This is a genomic window from Myxococcus sp. CA039A (assembly GCF_013336645.1).
In the GTDB taxonomy this organism is placed as follows: domain Bacteria; phylum Myxococcota; class Myxococcia; order Myxococcales; family Myxococcaceae; genus Myxococcus; species Myxococcus llanfairpwllgwyngyllgogerychwyrndrobwllllantysiliogogogochensis.
Window position 1 is genome coordinate 15,438 of sequence record NZ_JABUMQ010000127.1, and the last position, 13,166, is coordinate 28,603.

Genomic DNA, 13,166 nt, shown 5'->3' on the forward strand with positions numbered 1-13,166 from the left:
TTCGTTCAGCCGACGCCGCTCAACCGGCCACTTCAACGCGTGCATAAGAGGGAAGGAGGCCCTGTTGAGAGGGAGGGAGCATGCCCCTCGCCAGCCTGGGCCTGTTCGCCTTCACCGAGGCCAACGCCCGCGAGGGGATGGCGGGCGTCGGTGCGCGATTCACGTTCGGCTTGTAGAAAAGGGAATGAGGGGCCCCAGCAGCGCTCGACTGCGCAGCCCTTCTGGTCGCTCCCGAACACCGGGGCGTCCGTCGGACGTGCGGGCGGCTGCGGCGAAGCTCTACCCTGGCGGAACGCGCGTCTGGGCCGTCTTCGCGGGCACGTAGCACCCGCCCTCGTGGACGTAGCCGACAGAGCCGCAGTCCCTGAGCCACAACTCCACCTTCTCCCAGCACCCGCCGTTAATGCCCAGGGACCCTCCGGTGCACGGGGGCGTGGCCTGGCCCGGGAGTGGCTTCGCTGGGATTCCGAATCCGAGGAGTCCGCCCGGCTCAAGTCCGCGGTCGTCGTTCTGCCAGTCCTCCCTCCACTGGCGGATGGCAGGCACCGCCATCACGAGTCCGGCGACGCCGAGCAGGGCTGCGAGGGCAATCATGAGCTTCTTCAAGGGCACCTCCGCACGAGGGAGGCGACCATAGCCCCGCTTGCCGTCGAGCGCCCCTCTCTCATGCCGGGGCAATGGCTGGCGAGGGCGGTGCGGCGGGCCGTTAGAATTCCTGGCCCGTCCTTTACGGGCACGTGACATCCACCAGCGGGTGGCGTCCAATGATGAGGGATGACGCCTGAGCGTGACGCGCTTCTGCCGCTGGTTCCCTCGTCGGTGGCCACACCGGAGGGGGAGCCCCGATTCGGCACGTACCAGGGGGATCTGGCCGAGGTGGACCTGCCCAGTCTGCAGGGGAGGTGGGCCGTCTCCAGGCTGTACCCGCTGGCTGATGTGCGCTTCGAATATCGCGACATGGAGTTGATGCGGCCGTGGAAGGTGGCGACAATGGATGGCTCGGTGGACCTGCGTTTCCAGCCTGTCTACGTCCATGCCGAGAATCGCGAGGAGGCGCTCGTCCGCAGCAAGTTCGAGCAGCCCATGGGGCTCTTCGAGGGCACGGTGACCGTGGGTGGAAAGGCGCTCCAGCTCTCCAATGTGCCTGGCGTCACCAAGAGTCAGTCCACGCGCGGCCCCCACCGGTCCACCCTGTAGGCCATGAGCGCGCTGGCGCCCCAGGCCATGGCGAGGAAGGATGGGACGCCCACAGAGGACTGGGTGTGGCTACCGCGCAGCACATTCTGAGAGTCGGGCATTGTGCAATGAATGGCGTGGGCAAATGACTGCCCCCGCTCACGAGGGGGACGTCATGAGCTGGATTCCAACTGGGCGGAGTTTGCTGTCTCGCATGGCATCCGCCGTGGTGCCGGTGGTTCGCTACGTGCGCCAGAACACACGAGGCTGGCCGGCGAAGCTCGCCGTGCTCACGGCGCTCAAGGGGCTGCGCCGCATCCATGGTCCGCGGGACTTCGTGGTGCGCACCTCCTGGGGCTTTCGGTTTGCGGGGAACACCGCGGACCTGGTGCATGGCGCTGTCTATGCCGTGGGCGTATGGGAGCCGAGCCTGACGGCGTGGCTGCAGTCACGGTTGGTCGCGGGAGATGTCTTCGTGGATGTCGGTGCGAACGCGGGCTACTTCACGCTGTTGGGGGCCGCGTGCGTCGGTGCCACGGGCGGGGTGGTGGCCATCGAGGCCTCGCCGCGAAACTTCGAGTTGCTGCAAAGGAACTTGTCCCTGAACCCCGCCGCCAACGTCCGCGCTGTGAACATGGCCCTGGCGGATGAGGACTGCACGGTGAAGATCTACCCTCCCGATGCGGGCAATTCCGGCACGGCGATGACGTGGAGGGATGAGCGCAGAGGACGCGCACCCGAGAGCGAAGTGCCCGGGCGCCGGCTGGTGGACCTGCTCACACGCGAAGAGGCTGCCAGGGCCCGTGTCATCAAGGTGGATGTCGAGGGGGCCGAGGGGTGTCTGGAGAGTGGGCTGGACGAACTGCTGGAGCGCTGTCATCCCGAAGTGGCGTTTGTGGTGGAGTTCGACCCCAAGCTCTTCCACCTGCAGGGACGGGATCCCGCGCGCTTCCTGGCGCGGTTCATGAACGCCGGGTTCGCGCTGTACACGCTCGACAACCACTCGGTGGAGCCTTACTGGGAGGGCCCTCGCGACATGGCACCGGCCGAACCCGGGCAGGTCCTGGCCGAAGGTATCGTCGACCTCATCTTCGTAAGGGACTCGGTCGCCGGTGCTTCGCGGGCTCCCCGACGCGTGGGGTGAACCGTCGCCGTTGGGACGCGGCTTCGCGTCGCCCCAAGGCCGGTGTCGGAGGTCCTGGTACAGGGAGCAGTCGAGTCCACCAATGAGTCCCGGGGGATGCTGGGTTGGCCCTGGAGAGAGGGCCAACCCACCCATTGAATCAGTTGCGGACGGCGATGTAGCTGAGCGTTGCTCCATTCCAACTGCCTTCGCCGTTCTGAAACCGGTACTTGAATGCGCCGAACGCCTGCCACTGGTAGGTGCCCGAGGCCTGAACGGTGCTATCGAACAGCAGAAGGGCATTATCGCCCTCGCTGCCCACTTCCTCGAAGCCCACGCTCGTGGGGAGCACGAGCACCGACCAGTCGCTCACGGCGGTGTTTCCCTGCGTGGCGAAGGTCTGGCCATGCGTGGCGGAGCCAGTGAAGCTCGCGTCGCGCGAGACCAGCAGGTAGCTCACCTGGCCTGCGCCTACGAACGACAGGCCCTGGTTGGAATGGCGGAACTTGTAGGGGGCTTGGAGCTGCCAGGTGAAGTTGTCGACGATGGTGTAGGACGTCGAGAACCGCAGCAGGGAATTGTCGAACTCGGAGCCGGGCTCTTCGAAGCCGGCCGACGCGGGACTGACGATGATGTTCCAGTCCGCCACCGACGTGCCCGATGGCACGGCAAGGTTCTCACCATGCGTGAGCGTACCGGCGGCGCTCAACGCCTTGCGGACCAGCAGATAGTCGACGGCGCCGGAATACCAGGTGCCACTCCCACTGCTGTTACGATACTTGAAACGGGCCCAGACCGACCACTCAACGTTGTTGAGAGGAGAAGCCGATACCTCGAAGCGCAGGAGGGCATTGTCGCCCTCGGAGCCGATCTCCGTGAAACCCATGTTCCTGGGAACGACCAGGATGTTCCAATCGCTGACGCTCGTCCCCGGTGGGGCAGTGATGATTTGTCCATGATACGTCGTGCCCGCGACGGCATTTGCGGCCATCGCAACCGAGGGGACGATGAGGGAGAGGACTGTGAGAAGAATGAGATGCACTCGGATGGTGAGCATGGTGAGGTCGCTGAGTGTGAGGTTGGGCTCGGTCTGTGGTTGACTGGCCGTGAGGGCCAGCAGCACAAAGTGTACCATCGAACAAGTCGATTGCATGTAGCGCGGTGCTTCAATCTGGAGAGAGCGGTCGCCTTTCAGTCGCTCAAGATGCAAAACGTAAGGCGGTTTGGGGACTACTATCGCGCACCTTGTGTGACAGGGCCACGCGGTGTTCTCGCGCCCGCGGATGACCTCTATGGCAGGCTGGATCTGAAGACTCGGTATGGCCAGTCATCGAAGGCCGGCGCCTTGGATACATCGTGTGTCAAGCCGTGGAATACGAAACCCGGGATAGGAGCGCGTTGATGCCGGTCAGCGGTATGACGGCTTCAACCCGCCCGTAGCCTCCTCACGGCTCCGCCGCACGCCGGGCCTGCTCCAGCCCGGTCTGGCATTCGGCGGGTGCCTCCTGCAATCTCAAGCAGCGGTGGAACGCCGCTTCCGCCTCACTGAATCGCCGCTGCTCCATCAACACCGAGCCCAGCGCCTGCCAGGCGAGAGGATTCTCGGGCGCGAGCTGAGCCGCCTTGTCGAGGTTCTGGCGCGCGCCTTCCAGGTTCTGCTCCTGGTAGTCCAACATCCCGAGGGTGCGGTGGAAGTTGGCGTTGTCAGGGGCGGCGTCCCGCACCGTGGTGAGCTCCTTCCGGGCCTCCTCCCGCCGGCCGAGTTTCATGAGCGCGAGCCCCAGTCCATGCCGCGCGTCGAGCAGGTCTGGCTTCAAGCTCAGTGCCTGGCTGAAGCGCTTCCGCGCTGACTCGGGGTCCCCTTCCTTGAAGTAGGTGAACCCCAGGTTCGAATGCGCCTGTGGGTGGTCTGGGTTGAGCTTGATCGCCAGGCGGAGGTGCCGCTTCGCCGTCGCGGTGTCATTCCGCATCAACGCGATGACGCCCCTGTTGGCGCGCAGCTCGGGGTGCTGGGGACTGAACTCCAGGCCCATGTCGCAGTGAGCCTCCGCCTTGTCCAGGTTCCCCCTGGCCAGTTCCTCCACACACAGGTCGAGGTGGTTGCCCAGGAGCCCGCACTCGATGACCGGCGGGTCATGCGCGCAGGCAGCGAAGAGCAGCGTCGCGGTGGAGGAGAGGGCGAGAGCGGGCCTTCGAAAGCGCATGGAGGGTGAATCCTAGTCCGCGCGGGTGTCGAGCCTGCCGATGGCCATGACTCACCGCCGCCGCTCTGCTCGCGGGGGGATGACTGCTGTCAGGGCCCTGATGACCGTGGACATCAGGGCTCGCCCCTGGCCTGCCGAGTCCCTCCCTCCAACCTGTTGAAATCAGGGAGGCGCGTTGCCCACGTCGTGCGACTTGAGCGTGGCATGTCGGGTGCAATCAGACAGGACATTGCCGCACTGAACCACTCACCGCACTGTTTGAGGAGCATCCCATGCGTACTCGCCGCCTTGGTTCGTCCCCCTCCCGTTCGTCGACCTTCCCTTCCTCCTCGACGTCCAAGCCCAAGCCGCCCGCGCGCGCCAACACGCTCCCCGCCTCGGCGCCCTCTTCGCAGACCCTGAAGCCCTCGCAGACGAAGCCCGCCGCGAGCACGCCGACCGCTCCGGAGTCCAAGCCGGTGAAGCACCCGGGCATGCCCGAGGGGGGGCCGTCCTACAGCCCCTGGGAGAAGACGACGGGCCAGGCCTCGGACGTCATGGTGAGCGGCGGTGACAACAAGCTCACGCCGCCCCCGGGCGCAACGCAGAACATGCTCGTCGACAGGCCGGGCCGGCCCTTCGAGAAGGACACCTACGGCGGCGGCAAGCTGAGCGGCAACGTGGGCTCGATGCAGGCCTCCACGTCGAACTACAGCGGCAACGGCGTGCGCTACCAGTCGGCCCAGGCCGAGGTGAATGGGCCTGGCGCCGCCTACGAGCTGCAGAAGACGCACGCGGGCCGGTATGGCGTGACGAGCGGCCAGCTCACCGCCGATGCCACCAGCTTCAAGGGCCAGGCCCAGGCCGGGTATTCGCTGGACAGGAACTCGCACGCCTACACGGGGGCGCTGACGGCGAAGGCGGAGACGGGCGTGGGCGTGGGCGCGAGCGCGAGCCACGACTTCAACCGGCACGTGGGTGGGTACGTGAAGGGCGACGCCAGGGCCTCCGCCAACGCCTATGCCGAGGGCGTGGCCAGCCTGGACCCGAGGACGGCCACGGCGATGCTCTCGGGCCAGGTGGGCGCGTCCGCCACGGCGGGTGCGTACGGCACGGCGGGCGGGCACCTGGGCCGGCTGCATGGCTCCGTCACGGGCGGCGTGGTGGCGGGAGCCGCGGCCCAGGCGGGCGGCAAGGTGGGGCTGGAGAATGGCTTCTTCAAGACGGCCGCGGACGTCAATGCCGCGGCGGGTGTGGGAACCCACCTGAAGTCCGACGTGGCGGTGGACCTGCGTCACCACATCAAGCCGGGCATCGCGTCGGGCCTGCGTCCCGCCCTGGGCACCGCCACGAGCGTGGCCTCGCCCGCGAGCACGATTCAGCCCGAGAAGTCGCGCCTCGAGAACCTCTTCGCCAGGGCCTTCCACACGGCCTGATGCCCCTCGGGGGCGGCGGCTTCGATGGCCGCCGCCTCCACGAAAACGTCCCCTCCGTCAGCCCGCCGTGAAAGCGGGTGAACGCGGCCAACGCGAAGCTCGTGCAGCGGGGGGCCGCACCGCTCGACACGCGCGCCCTCCTCGACGTCGACCGCATCGCGAAGAAGCTCATCGCCGCCCTCGACAGGCCAGACGACGAAGAAGGCACTTCGACGAGCACTTGAAGAGGACGCACCGTGCCCCACCCTGATGCGTGGGACACGGTGCGTTCAAACGTGGCTCAGCGCTGGAAGCGGCCCGTGAATGCGGGGGCGGTGGCGCTCCACGGCGCGTCGAAGCGGGGACTGCTCACAGCCCCTCCGGTCCGCACGTCGGAGGCCACCTGGAGGAAGTAGTGGCCCCCGGGGTAGAGGAGCTCCGGCGGAAGACGGAGCTGCGTCTCGGTCGTGCGGAAGAATGCTCGCTGGATGCGGCCCGTCTGATTCGTGCTCGTCGGGTAGAGCCCATACAAGCGCACGGTGTACGAGGTGGGCGTGCCCAGGACCGGTGCACTCCAGGTCACCAGGGGCGTCTCGCCCACGCCCTGGAGCCCATCCTCCGTGGCGGCCAGGCCATTGATGCGAAGGTCGCGCGGCGGGCCCACCGTGGGGCTGAGGCGCAGGGGCGCGCCTTCCTGGAACGGCGCATGCGTATAGACGGTGAACCGGACCGACGCCGGCACGGTGTTGCCACCGCCCTCTCGTGGCACCGAATAGGTCATGGAGCCCGCCGCGATGTTTGCGGCGAACCGGGTCCACGATGCCGGGAAGGGGTCGGCGAACTCCAGCTCCTGGGTGACGAGTGGCTGGCCTGGAACGAGGTTGGTGCCGAAAGCCAGGTCGAACCAACTGGCGTAGCTGCCGAAGCGCATGAAGCCCGGCAGCGCTCCGACAGTCAGGTCCTGGGTGTTGCGCAGCGTGACGCGGGGATGGGCGGCGAGCGCCAGGGCCTCGAACTCGGAGGCGTTGATCCGCACCGTCCGCGACGAGGTGGCCTGGGGCAAGAGCGTCCCCGTCAGGCTGACCGCGCCGCCCCCGGAGACGACGCCTCCCGGGCTCCCTCTGGAGACCTCGAAGCCCCGGCGCACCTCCCGGAGCACGTTCAGCCCCCCGGCGACTGGAGCACGCGACACCAACTGGCCGACGTGCACCGTGTCCCCGCGCGCCAGGTCGATACGACCGACCCGGTTGCCGCAGTAATCGAGGGACGTGTTGTATCCGGTGCCGCCGGAGAGGACCGTCGAGCCCACCACGGGTCCCAGGGCCGGTGAGGCACAATCCCGCAGGCTGAGGTAGGTGAGGCCCGCTCCGAACGTGCTGAACTGGAGCTCGTCCCCGGAGGCCCACGGGTTGAGCCCGCTCAGGTTCAGGTTGAAGCGCGTGCCCTCGGGCTCCGGCTCCAGGTCGGCGCGGCCCGCGAGCGCCTGGCTGAAGTCCGGCGTACGGCTGTGCGTCCAGTAGTAGGCCGTGCCGATTTGCAGCAGGTAGGGCGTGTTCTCCACACCCTGGATGACGAAGGTTCCATCCCGCAGTCCGAGGCCGTAGTGCGGCGTATAGGTCCCCTCCGCCGTGGGCACCCAGGCGACGATGAAGTTCGTGCTCAGGTCGGTGGGACGCGTGACGGTGGAGCCGTCCTCCTGGAAATAGAACGTGGAGCTGTGACCGAGGACCGTCGTCTCGTCGCAAGGAGGGGTGTTGGACCCTGGCCGGACGGTGAACGTCACCTCCGTGGCGGCGCCGCTCGCGTCGGTGATGATGGCGGTCACCTCGGCGGGGGCGTCGAAGCAGGCCGGGGCGGTCCAGTCCGCGGAGGCCGAACCCCCGCTTCCGCGAGTCGCCACGAGGGTGCCTTGCGAGGCCACCCAGGAGACGCTCAGCGCCGTTCCTTCCGGGTCATGCGCGGTGAATTCGAACGTCACGAGCTGGCCGAGGCCCGCACGCTGGAAGGACTGGGAGACGCCGTCCACGACGGGGACCCGCTGTATGTCCACCTGGGGGCCGGGGCCCACCTGGAGGGTGAGGGTGCCGTCGTGAATGCCGCCAGAGAGGTCCGAGGCGAAGACGCTGAAGCCGCACCGGCCCTCGACAGGGGCGGCGCTCAGGGTGAACGTCGGGGTGGGGGCGTTGACGAAGTCGAAGGTGCCCTCACACGTGGAGGTCCAGTAGAAGAACAGGGTGTCTCCATCCGGGTCGGAGGCCGAGGCCGCCAACTGCGTCGGTCGACCCACGGCGAGCACGGATGGCGCCCCCATCATCGCGCTCACCTCTGGCCAGGTGTTGAGGCGCACTGTCACCGCGGCGCGGCCTGTCGGGCCTACGTTCCGCACGGTGAGGTCGACGGTGACGGTGGCCGTGGCGTTCTTGGAGTCCCGCACCTCGAGCTGGATGCGCTGCACGCCCTCGGTGGCGGGTGCGGTCCACGTGGTGGACGCGGCGGACGGGGGGCTGAACGTGCCCCCGGGCGCGCTCCACGTATAGGTCAGCGTGTCACCCGGGTTGTTGTCGTGCGCGACCGCCGAGAGGGTGAGGGATGCGCCCGGCTCCACTTCATTGGAGGACACCGCGAGCGAGTCGATGATGGGGGCCTCGTTCTCGAAGGGCGGGAGGGGATTGGCTTGCTGCAACACCATGAAGACCGCGGCCACTCGGCCGGCATGGATGGCCATGGGACCCGCATGGCCCGCGTAGAGGAGGGTGGACGCCGCGTCGTACGCGTTCGCCGTGAAGAAGCGGTCCGCCCCCGCGGGGATGTCGTGGAGCGTACCGTTCCACGTGTTCCCATCGCGGACGAGGTCCATCCCCAAGACGGTGGGGATGCCCGGGCCCTGGACCTCCACTCGGATGCGCGCCACGTCGTCGGCCGACAGTGCCTGGCCGAGCATGACCTTGACGTCGGCACTCGCCGCCGGAGGCAAGGCCCTCTTGTCTCCACCACAGGCCGCGAACACTCCCAGGGCAAGCACTGTCGTCACCAGGGACGCGGCACGCCCGACACAAAGAAACACAGACATTGAATCCCCCTCTTGGTTGAGCGGGGCTATAGAACAGGAGGTGGCTCTCCTGCAAACCTGTCGTTCGCGGCGGGGAGGAACCTTGGATGGGACTGCGTGGGGTATCCTCGGCCCCTACCTGCCGGGTTGCTGGCTGCTTGAAGAGGCCCGGCTGTATGTGGCACCGGCGGTCAAGAACGACGTGGGAGTTCCAGGACCCCAGAGGGGAGCGTGCTCACTGTTTCATCCTTCGAGTCGAGCGTGCGGTGGCTTGTCTGGCCGAATCCCGCCCAGGCTGGTAAGCCAGTTAAGTCTCGTTGTTTGATCAAGACGGCTTAATCGGGCTATGTTCTCGGAGTCGGTCATTTCGCCGGCACGCACCCCAAGGACAATCACCCGTGAAGATGAAGACCCTGATTATCAGTCTGGCGTTCGGAGGCCTGTTGGCGGCGTGCGGTGGCGCGCCGGAGGAAGTGGCCGACACCGAGATTCCTGTGGGCGAGGCGGAGCAGGGTGTTTGCGAGGGTTATGATCGCGGCGCGCGTCACTGCACGTTCAAGTGCACGGCCAACGACTGGCGTCACTGGTATGGCTACAACGACGTCGCGTGGGGCCAGTGCGAGAACGTGGCGCGGCGTGACTGCGGCAGGGAGCCGTACAGCGTCTGCTGGAGCATTCCCTGAGTCGGGCCCCACCCCTCTTCACCCCAGGAATCCCTCCCATGAAGAACCTGATGAATCCCCTGATGATGGCGTTGGTGTCCATGGCGTGCCTCTCCGCGTGCGGCGGAGCTCCCGAGGAGATGGCCGAGGAAGCCGCTCTGCCGGACCCCTCGACGGCCGTGTTGTCGAAAGACCGTGTTCCGGGTGAAGTCAGCGCGTCCTGGACCGCGAACTGTGCCGGCTGGGCGGACGGCGGGCGCACGTGTTCGTGGCGCTGCCGCAGCTCCAGCGAGTGGATGTGGGCGACGCAGAGCGTGGCGTATGGGCAGTGCAATGCCTACGCGAACAACTTCTGCGGGCGTGATGCCTACGCCACCTGCTGGAGCAGCAACCCGCATCCGTAGTCGCGATTGACGTCCTCGATGTCTCGGAGGCCCCGGGCTCTCTTTCGAGTCTGGGGCCTTCTTCATTTCGGGGGGTGTGCGGAGTCGCCGACCTTGTGTGTCATCTCGTGGTGCGTGTCTTTGGGGTGGTGGTTGGCTTTGCTGGACATCTGAGCCCACTCGCGTGGAGCGAAGCGCTGGCGCCTGTTCAGACTCCCAGCCGGGCGGAGATGCAGGACTGCAGGGAGTGGCGAACCTCCTCGAGCGTGGTGCCGCTGACCACGAGGCGCCCCGCGAAACCCGAGTCGCGCAGCTTGTCGGCGGCGAGCGCCTCCCTGCGGGGACTCGCGACGGTCTCGACCCCCGGCGGAGTCGCTGCGAAGCGCTGCACCTCCACCGTCACACCCTTCGCGCGCAAGGTCTCCCCGGCACGAAGCTCGTCCTCGGAGGCGCACGTCACCTGCCCCACGTAGGCGCCAGGTCCTTCGCGGAAGGGTGGGAGCGTGGGGACTCTCTCTCCCAGGTGCGTCTCGAAGACGAGCTCCGCCCACTTCATTCCGGTGGCTCTATCGACCAGCCCCGAGAGTCCCCCTCCGGAGAGGCGGAAGCCCATCTCGACGAAGAAGGCGCCTCCCTGATTGCGGAGGAGGTCCACATGGAAGGGGCCCTCGCGGTAGCCCGTGGCATCCAGGCACGCCTGGGCCAGTGCGCGCAGGGCGGGCTCCGCGCGGTCTCCATGCGTGGCGATGTGGCCCGCCTCGCGAAAGCCACGCAGCTCGGGTGTGCCTGGCGCTGGCTCGCGCGTGACGAGCTTCTCGCACGTGGTGAGGAGCAGCGCCCGCCCCTCATGCGCGAGCCCCTGGATGGAGTGCTCGCGTCCCTCGATGAACTCCTCGAGCAACACCCGCTCGAAGCGCCCGCCGTCGTAGTTGGACAGCTCTCCCAGCGCCGCCAGGGCCAGGTCGCGTTGCCGCGCATCCTCGACGAGGAAGACGCCCAGGCCGCCACTCCCGTTCGAGGGCTTCACCACCAGGGGAAAGCCCACCCTTGTGAGCATGGCCGAAGCACCCGGTGAGCCCAGCTCGAAGCTGACGTGGCGCGGCTGGAGCACGCGGGGACACGCGTGGGCCAGGGCCTCGCGCTGCCCCCACTTGTCCAGGGGATTGAAGGCCCCATGAGGCCACCGCTGGCGAGGCCCGTGCTCCATGACGGGCGCGAGCGCGAAGGCGCATTCCACGTACCGCTCGAAGCCCGCGAGCAGCAGCGTCACGGGGACACCCAGCGACTCGAGGAAGTGCTGGACCTCCGCGGGCTGCGAGGGGTGCTCCACCGGAAGTTCCAGGTCGAAGGGGCGGCGACCCAGTTGTTGCCGCCAGCTCAGATAGGCGGGCGTCTCCACGAGGATGGTCTGCAGTCCGCGCCTGCGAGCCGCGTCGAGATAGGGCTCCAGTCCATCGCGGGTGGCGCCGAGTTGGACGAAGGCGCCCGAGGAAGTCGTCGTCATCAAGGCCATGCGAAGTGCCTCATCGCCCCGAGAGGGTTGCCAGCACCGCCGGCCCAATCGAAGCCGGGCTCGCCCTGATGGCATCCGGGCGCGGTTCACTCGCGAGGTCGGCCTTCAGCAGATCCTTCTTTCCCTCCCGGGGTCATCCCAGCGCCGAGCGTCCGTGGGCCGAGCGTCCGCCCCTGGACGATGCCCATGCCGCGCCGTTGCGAGAGCGTGACCTGGAGGGCCCTGCTCTCGTCGAAGAGGGCAGGTGCATGTGTCGTCCACAGCACCTCCTCGTGGAGCGCGCCCCGCGCGTCAGCGCGTCAGTCCCAGACGAACAGCCACTTGAGGCCCTTGCCCAGGCCATAGAACACCCAGCCCACGGGCCCGGGCCGCACCGGTCGCTGGAAGTCCAGGTACACGGTGGATAGCGCGATGCTGCCCTCCAGCCCCTCCAGGCGCGACTTGAGGGTCTCGTATTCGAGCGTGATTCGCTCCAGCTCCTTCTCCACCTTGAGCGTGTCCTCGACGGTGACAGCACGCTGGAGCAGCTCCAGGTAGCGCTCGCGAATCCGCGTCACGTTGTCCAGGCGCACCTTGAGGTCACGGTGCGTGTCCGTCACGTCGTCGGCCGAGACGCTCTTGTTCGCCACCGTGCCCAGGGCGGGCACCGCGGCCAGGAAACCTTCGAATCGCTCGGCGGGGATGCGCACCACGACGGCCTGGGTCATCGCCTGCTGGGCATAGCCCCCATGGGACTTCGCCAACGCGATGGCTTGCGCGGGCCCTTGCTCCGGCTCGTCGCGCTCCAACTGCACCGTGGCGCGGTGGATGATGGACCGGTTCTGCTCGGCCGCTCCCGGGGCGCCGCCCGTCGCCAGGCCGTCCATGACGTCCGCGCGCTCGTGGACACGAGAAGTGGAGCACGCGACGAGTGCGAAGAGCGGGACGAGGAGGAGCGGGCGCACGGGGTTCCTTGGAGAGAGAGGACAGTCGCGGACTTCCTCCAGGACACACCTGCGATTATTCGCGTTCCATCCTCACGCGTCAGCGCCCCCTCCTGGAGGGCACCGACGGAGGGAACCACGACTTCAGGAAACGCGGGAGGCGGGGGCGGGGAGCGGCTGCACGCCGTCACCCTCGTAGTAGATGCTCGCGCACCCCTTCTCGTAGACGACGAGCACTCGATCACTCTGGCCCAGCAGGTCGGAGGCTTTCTCCGTGGCCTTGCGGACCAGGGTGTCGAACTTCACCGAGCCCTGCTTGCTGCTGCTGGCCCGGACTGTCACGACTGGCATGCGGTGTCCCGCTCCTTGGTGCCCCACGGTGGGCGGCTCCAGGCAAGGCCCGGCTCCGTATCCATCCGCAGGTAACGAACGCGTCATAGCCAACCCAACACTTCGTTGACAAGCGCTCCGCTCCGTGGCGGGAAGATGGTTCCTATGGACCGCAAGCTCTTCGTTTTGCTGGTTTTTACGCTGGGTCTGGTTTCCACCGCCCAAGCCCAGTCACGTCCGCGCCGCGTGCACACCTCGCCCACACCCGCCTGGTTGCCCCGAGGTGTCCTCGTGGGCGCCTCTCTGCGCGAGGAGCTCCTCACCACGCGCCTGAAGGTGCAGTGGGAGTGGGCCTTCTTCCAGGACCGCAAGGACGCCTTCGTCTTCCTGCTCGAGGGTGGGGTGGGGT

13 protein-coding genes and 1 pseudogene are annotated in these 13,166 nt (G+C 67.5%); 7 read left to right on the forward strand and 7 right to left on the reverse strand.

Annotated elements, in window-relative coordinates; translation table 11 throughout:
• Positions 1–279: 279 nt before the first annotated feature.
• A complete protein-coding gene (locus HR086_RS21815) occupies positions 280–606 on the reverse strand; it encodes a hypothetical protein (protein ID WP_174456830.1) in 327 nt (108 codons plus the stop codon).
• Between the two features lie 168 nt (positions 607–774).
• Between HR086_RS21815 and HR086_RS21820 the strand changes: the two genes are divergently transcribed.
• Entirely contained in the window at positions 775–1,197 is a 423-nt protein-coding gene (locus HR086_RS21820; protein ID WP_174466557.1) for a DUF2804 family protein, read from the forward strand.
• A 193-nt stretch (positions 1,198–1,390) separates the two neighbouring features.
• Positions 1,391–2,320, forward strand: coding sequence for an FkbM family methyltransferase (locus HR086_RS21825; RefSeq protein ID WP_174456828.1), 930 nt, complete (start codon positions 1,391–1,393; stop codon positions 2,318–2,320).
• A 139-nt stretch (positions 2,321–2,459) separates the two neighbouring features.
• On the opposite strand, the gene HR086_RS21830 is transcribed toward HR086_RS21825, so the two are convergent.
• Together HR086_RS21830 and HR086_RS21835 are read right to left on the reverse strand one after the other, a co-directional pair.
• Positions 2,460–3,422 carry a hypothetical protein gene (locus HR086_RS21830; protein WP_174466558.1) on the reverse strand — a complete coding sequence of 321 codons (963 nt, stop codon included), beginning with the start codon at positions 3,420–3,422 and terminating at the stop codon, positions 2,460–2,462.
• Between the two features lie 322 nt (positions 3,423–3,744).
• Positions 3,745–4,503: a tetratricopeptide repeat protein gene (locus HR086_RS21835; protein ID WP_174466559.1), complete on the reverse strand. Its 759-nt coding sequence runs from the start codon at positions 4,501–4,503 to the stop codon at positions 3,745–3,747.
• 272 nt (positions 4,504–4,775) lie between these two features.
• Here HR086_RS21835 and HR086_RS21840 point away from each other — a divergent pair, with 272 nt between their 5' ends.
• Positions 4,776–5,918, forward strand: coding sequence for a hypothetical protein (locus HR086_RS21840; protein ID WP_174466560.1), 1,143 nt, complete (start codon positions 4,776–4,778; stop codon positions 5,916–5,918).
• Positions 5,919–5,995: 77 nt separating this feature from the next.
• Complete coding sequence (locus HR086_RS21845; RefSeq protein ID WP_174466561.1) at positions 5,996–6,142, forward strand: hypothetical protein; 147 nt, start codon at positions 5,996–5,998, stop codon at positions 6,140–6,142.
• A 56-nt stretch (positions 6,143–6,198) separates the two neighbouring features.
• Here HR086_RS21845 and HR086_RS21850 read toward each other — a convergent pair whose 3' ends face one another.
• Positions 6,199–8,967: an Ig-like domain-containing protein gene (locus HR086_RS21850; RefSeq protein ID WP_174466562.1), complete on the reverse strand. Its 2,769-nt coding sequence runs from the start codon at positions 8,965–8,967 to the stop codon at positions 6,199–6,201.
• Positions 8,968–9,350: 383 nt separating this feature from the next.
• On the opposite strand from HR086_RS21850, the gene HR086_RS21855 reads away from it, so the two are divergent.
• Together HR086_RS21855 and HR086_RS21860 are read left to right on the forward strand one after the other, a co-directional pair.
• Positions 9,351–9,629, forward strand: coding sequence for a hypothetical protein (locus HR086_RS21855; protein WP_217441899.1), 279 nt, complete (start codon positions 9,351–9,353; stop codon positions 9,627–9,629).
• A 38-nt stretch (positions 9,630–9,667) separates the two neighbouring features.
• On the forward strand, positions 9,668–10,012 hold the full coding sequence (locus HR086_RS21860; protein WP_141649333.1) for a hypothetical protein: 345 nt from the start codon (positions 9,668–9,670) through the stop codon (positions 10,010–10,012).
• Between the two features lie 187 nt (positions 10,013–10,199).
• Here HR086_RS21860 and HR086_RS21865 read toward each other — a convergent pair whose 3' ends face one another.
• The 3 genes from HR086_RS21865 to HR086_RS21875 all read right to left on the reverse strand — a co-directional run bounded on the left by HR086_RS21865 (position 10,200) and on the right by HR086_RS21875 (position 12,778).
• Positions 10,200–11,504, reverse strand: a complete 1,305-nt coding sequence (locus HR086_RS21865) for an acetyl-CoA carboxylase biotin carboxylase subunit family protein (protein ID WP_174466563.1) — start codon at positions 11,502–11,504, stop codon at positions 10,200–10,202.
• 299 nt (positions 11,505–11,803) lie between these two features.
• The gene (locus HR086_RS21870) at positions 11,804–12,448 is read right to left on the reverse strand and encodes a DUF4349 domain-containing protein (protein ID WP_174466564.1); all 645 of its coding nucleotides are present in this window, start codon (positions 12,446–12,448) and stop codon (positions 11,804–11,806) included.
• A 123-nt stretch (positions 12,449–12,571) separates the two neighbouring features.
• A complete protein-coding gene (locus HR086_RS21875; RefSeq protein WP_141649336.1) occupies positions 12,572–12,778 on the reverse strand; it encodes a hypothetical protein in 207 nt (68 codons plus the stop codon).
• 144 nt (positions 12,779–12,922) lie between these two features.
• On the opposite strand from HR086_RS21875, the pseudogene HR086_RS21880 reads away from it, so the two are divergent.
• Positions 12,923–13,166, forward strand: a pseudogene (locus tag HR086_RS21880) (hypothetical protein); the annotation flags it as partial.

Excerpts from the sequence above, each read along its gene's own strand:
- HR086_RS21875 (WP_141649336.1), bottom strand. The coding sequence starts at position 12,778 with ATGCCAGTCGTGACAGTCCGGGCCAGCAGCAGCAAGCAGGGCTCGGTG.
- HR086_RS21855 (WP_217441899.1), top strand. The coding sequence starts at position 9,351 with ATGAAGACCCTGATTATCAGTCTGGCGTTCGGAGGCCTGTTGGCGGCG.
- HR086_RS21835 (WP_174466559.1), bottom strand. The coding sequence starts at position 4,503 with ATGCGCTTTCGAAGGCCCGCTCTCGCCCTCTCCTCCACCGCGACGCTG.
- HR086_RS21850 (WP_174466562.1), bottom strand. The coding sequence starts at position 8,967 with ATGTCTGTGTTTCTTTGTGTCGGGCGTGCCGCGTCCCTGGTGACGACA.
- HR086_RS21825 (WP_174456828.1), top strand. The coding sequence starts at position 1,391 with ATGGCATCCGCCGTGGTGCCGGTGGTTCGCTACGTGCGCCAGAACACA.
- HR086_RS21860 (WP_141649333.1), top strand. The coding sequence starts at position 9,668 with ATGAAGAACCTGATGAATCCCCTGATGATGGCGTTGGTGTCCATGGCG.
- HR086_RS21865 (WP_174466563.1), bottom strand. The coding sequence starts at position 11,504 with ATGGCCTTGATGACGACGACTTCCTCGGGCGCCTTCGTCCAACTCGGC.
- HR086_RS21820 (WP_174466557.1), top strand. The coding sequence starts at position 775 with ATGACGCCTGAGCGTGACGCGCTTCTGCCGCTGGTTCCCTCGTCGGTG.
- HR086_RS21840 (WP_174466560.1), top strand. The coding sequence starts at position 4,776 with ATGCGTACTCGCCGCCTTGGTTCGTCCCCCTCCCGTTCGTCGACCTTC.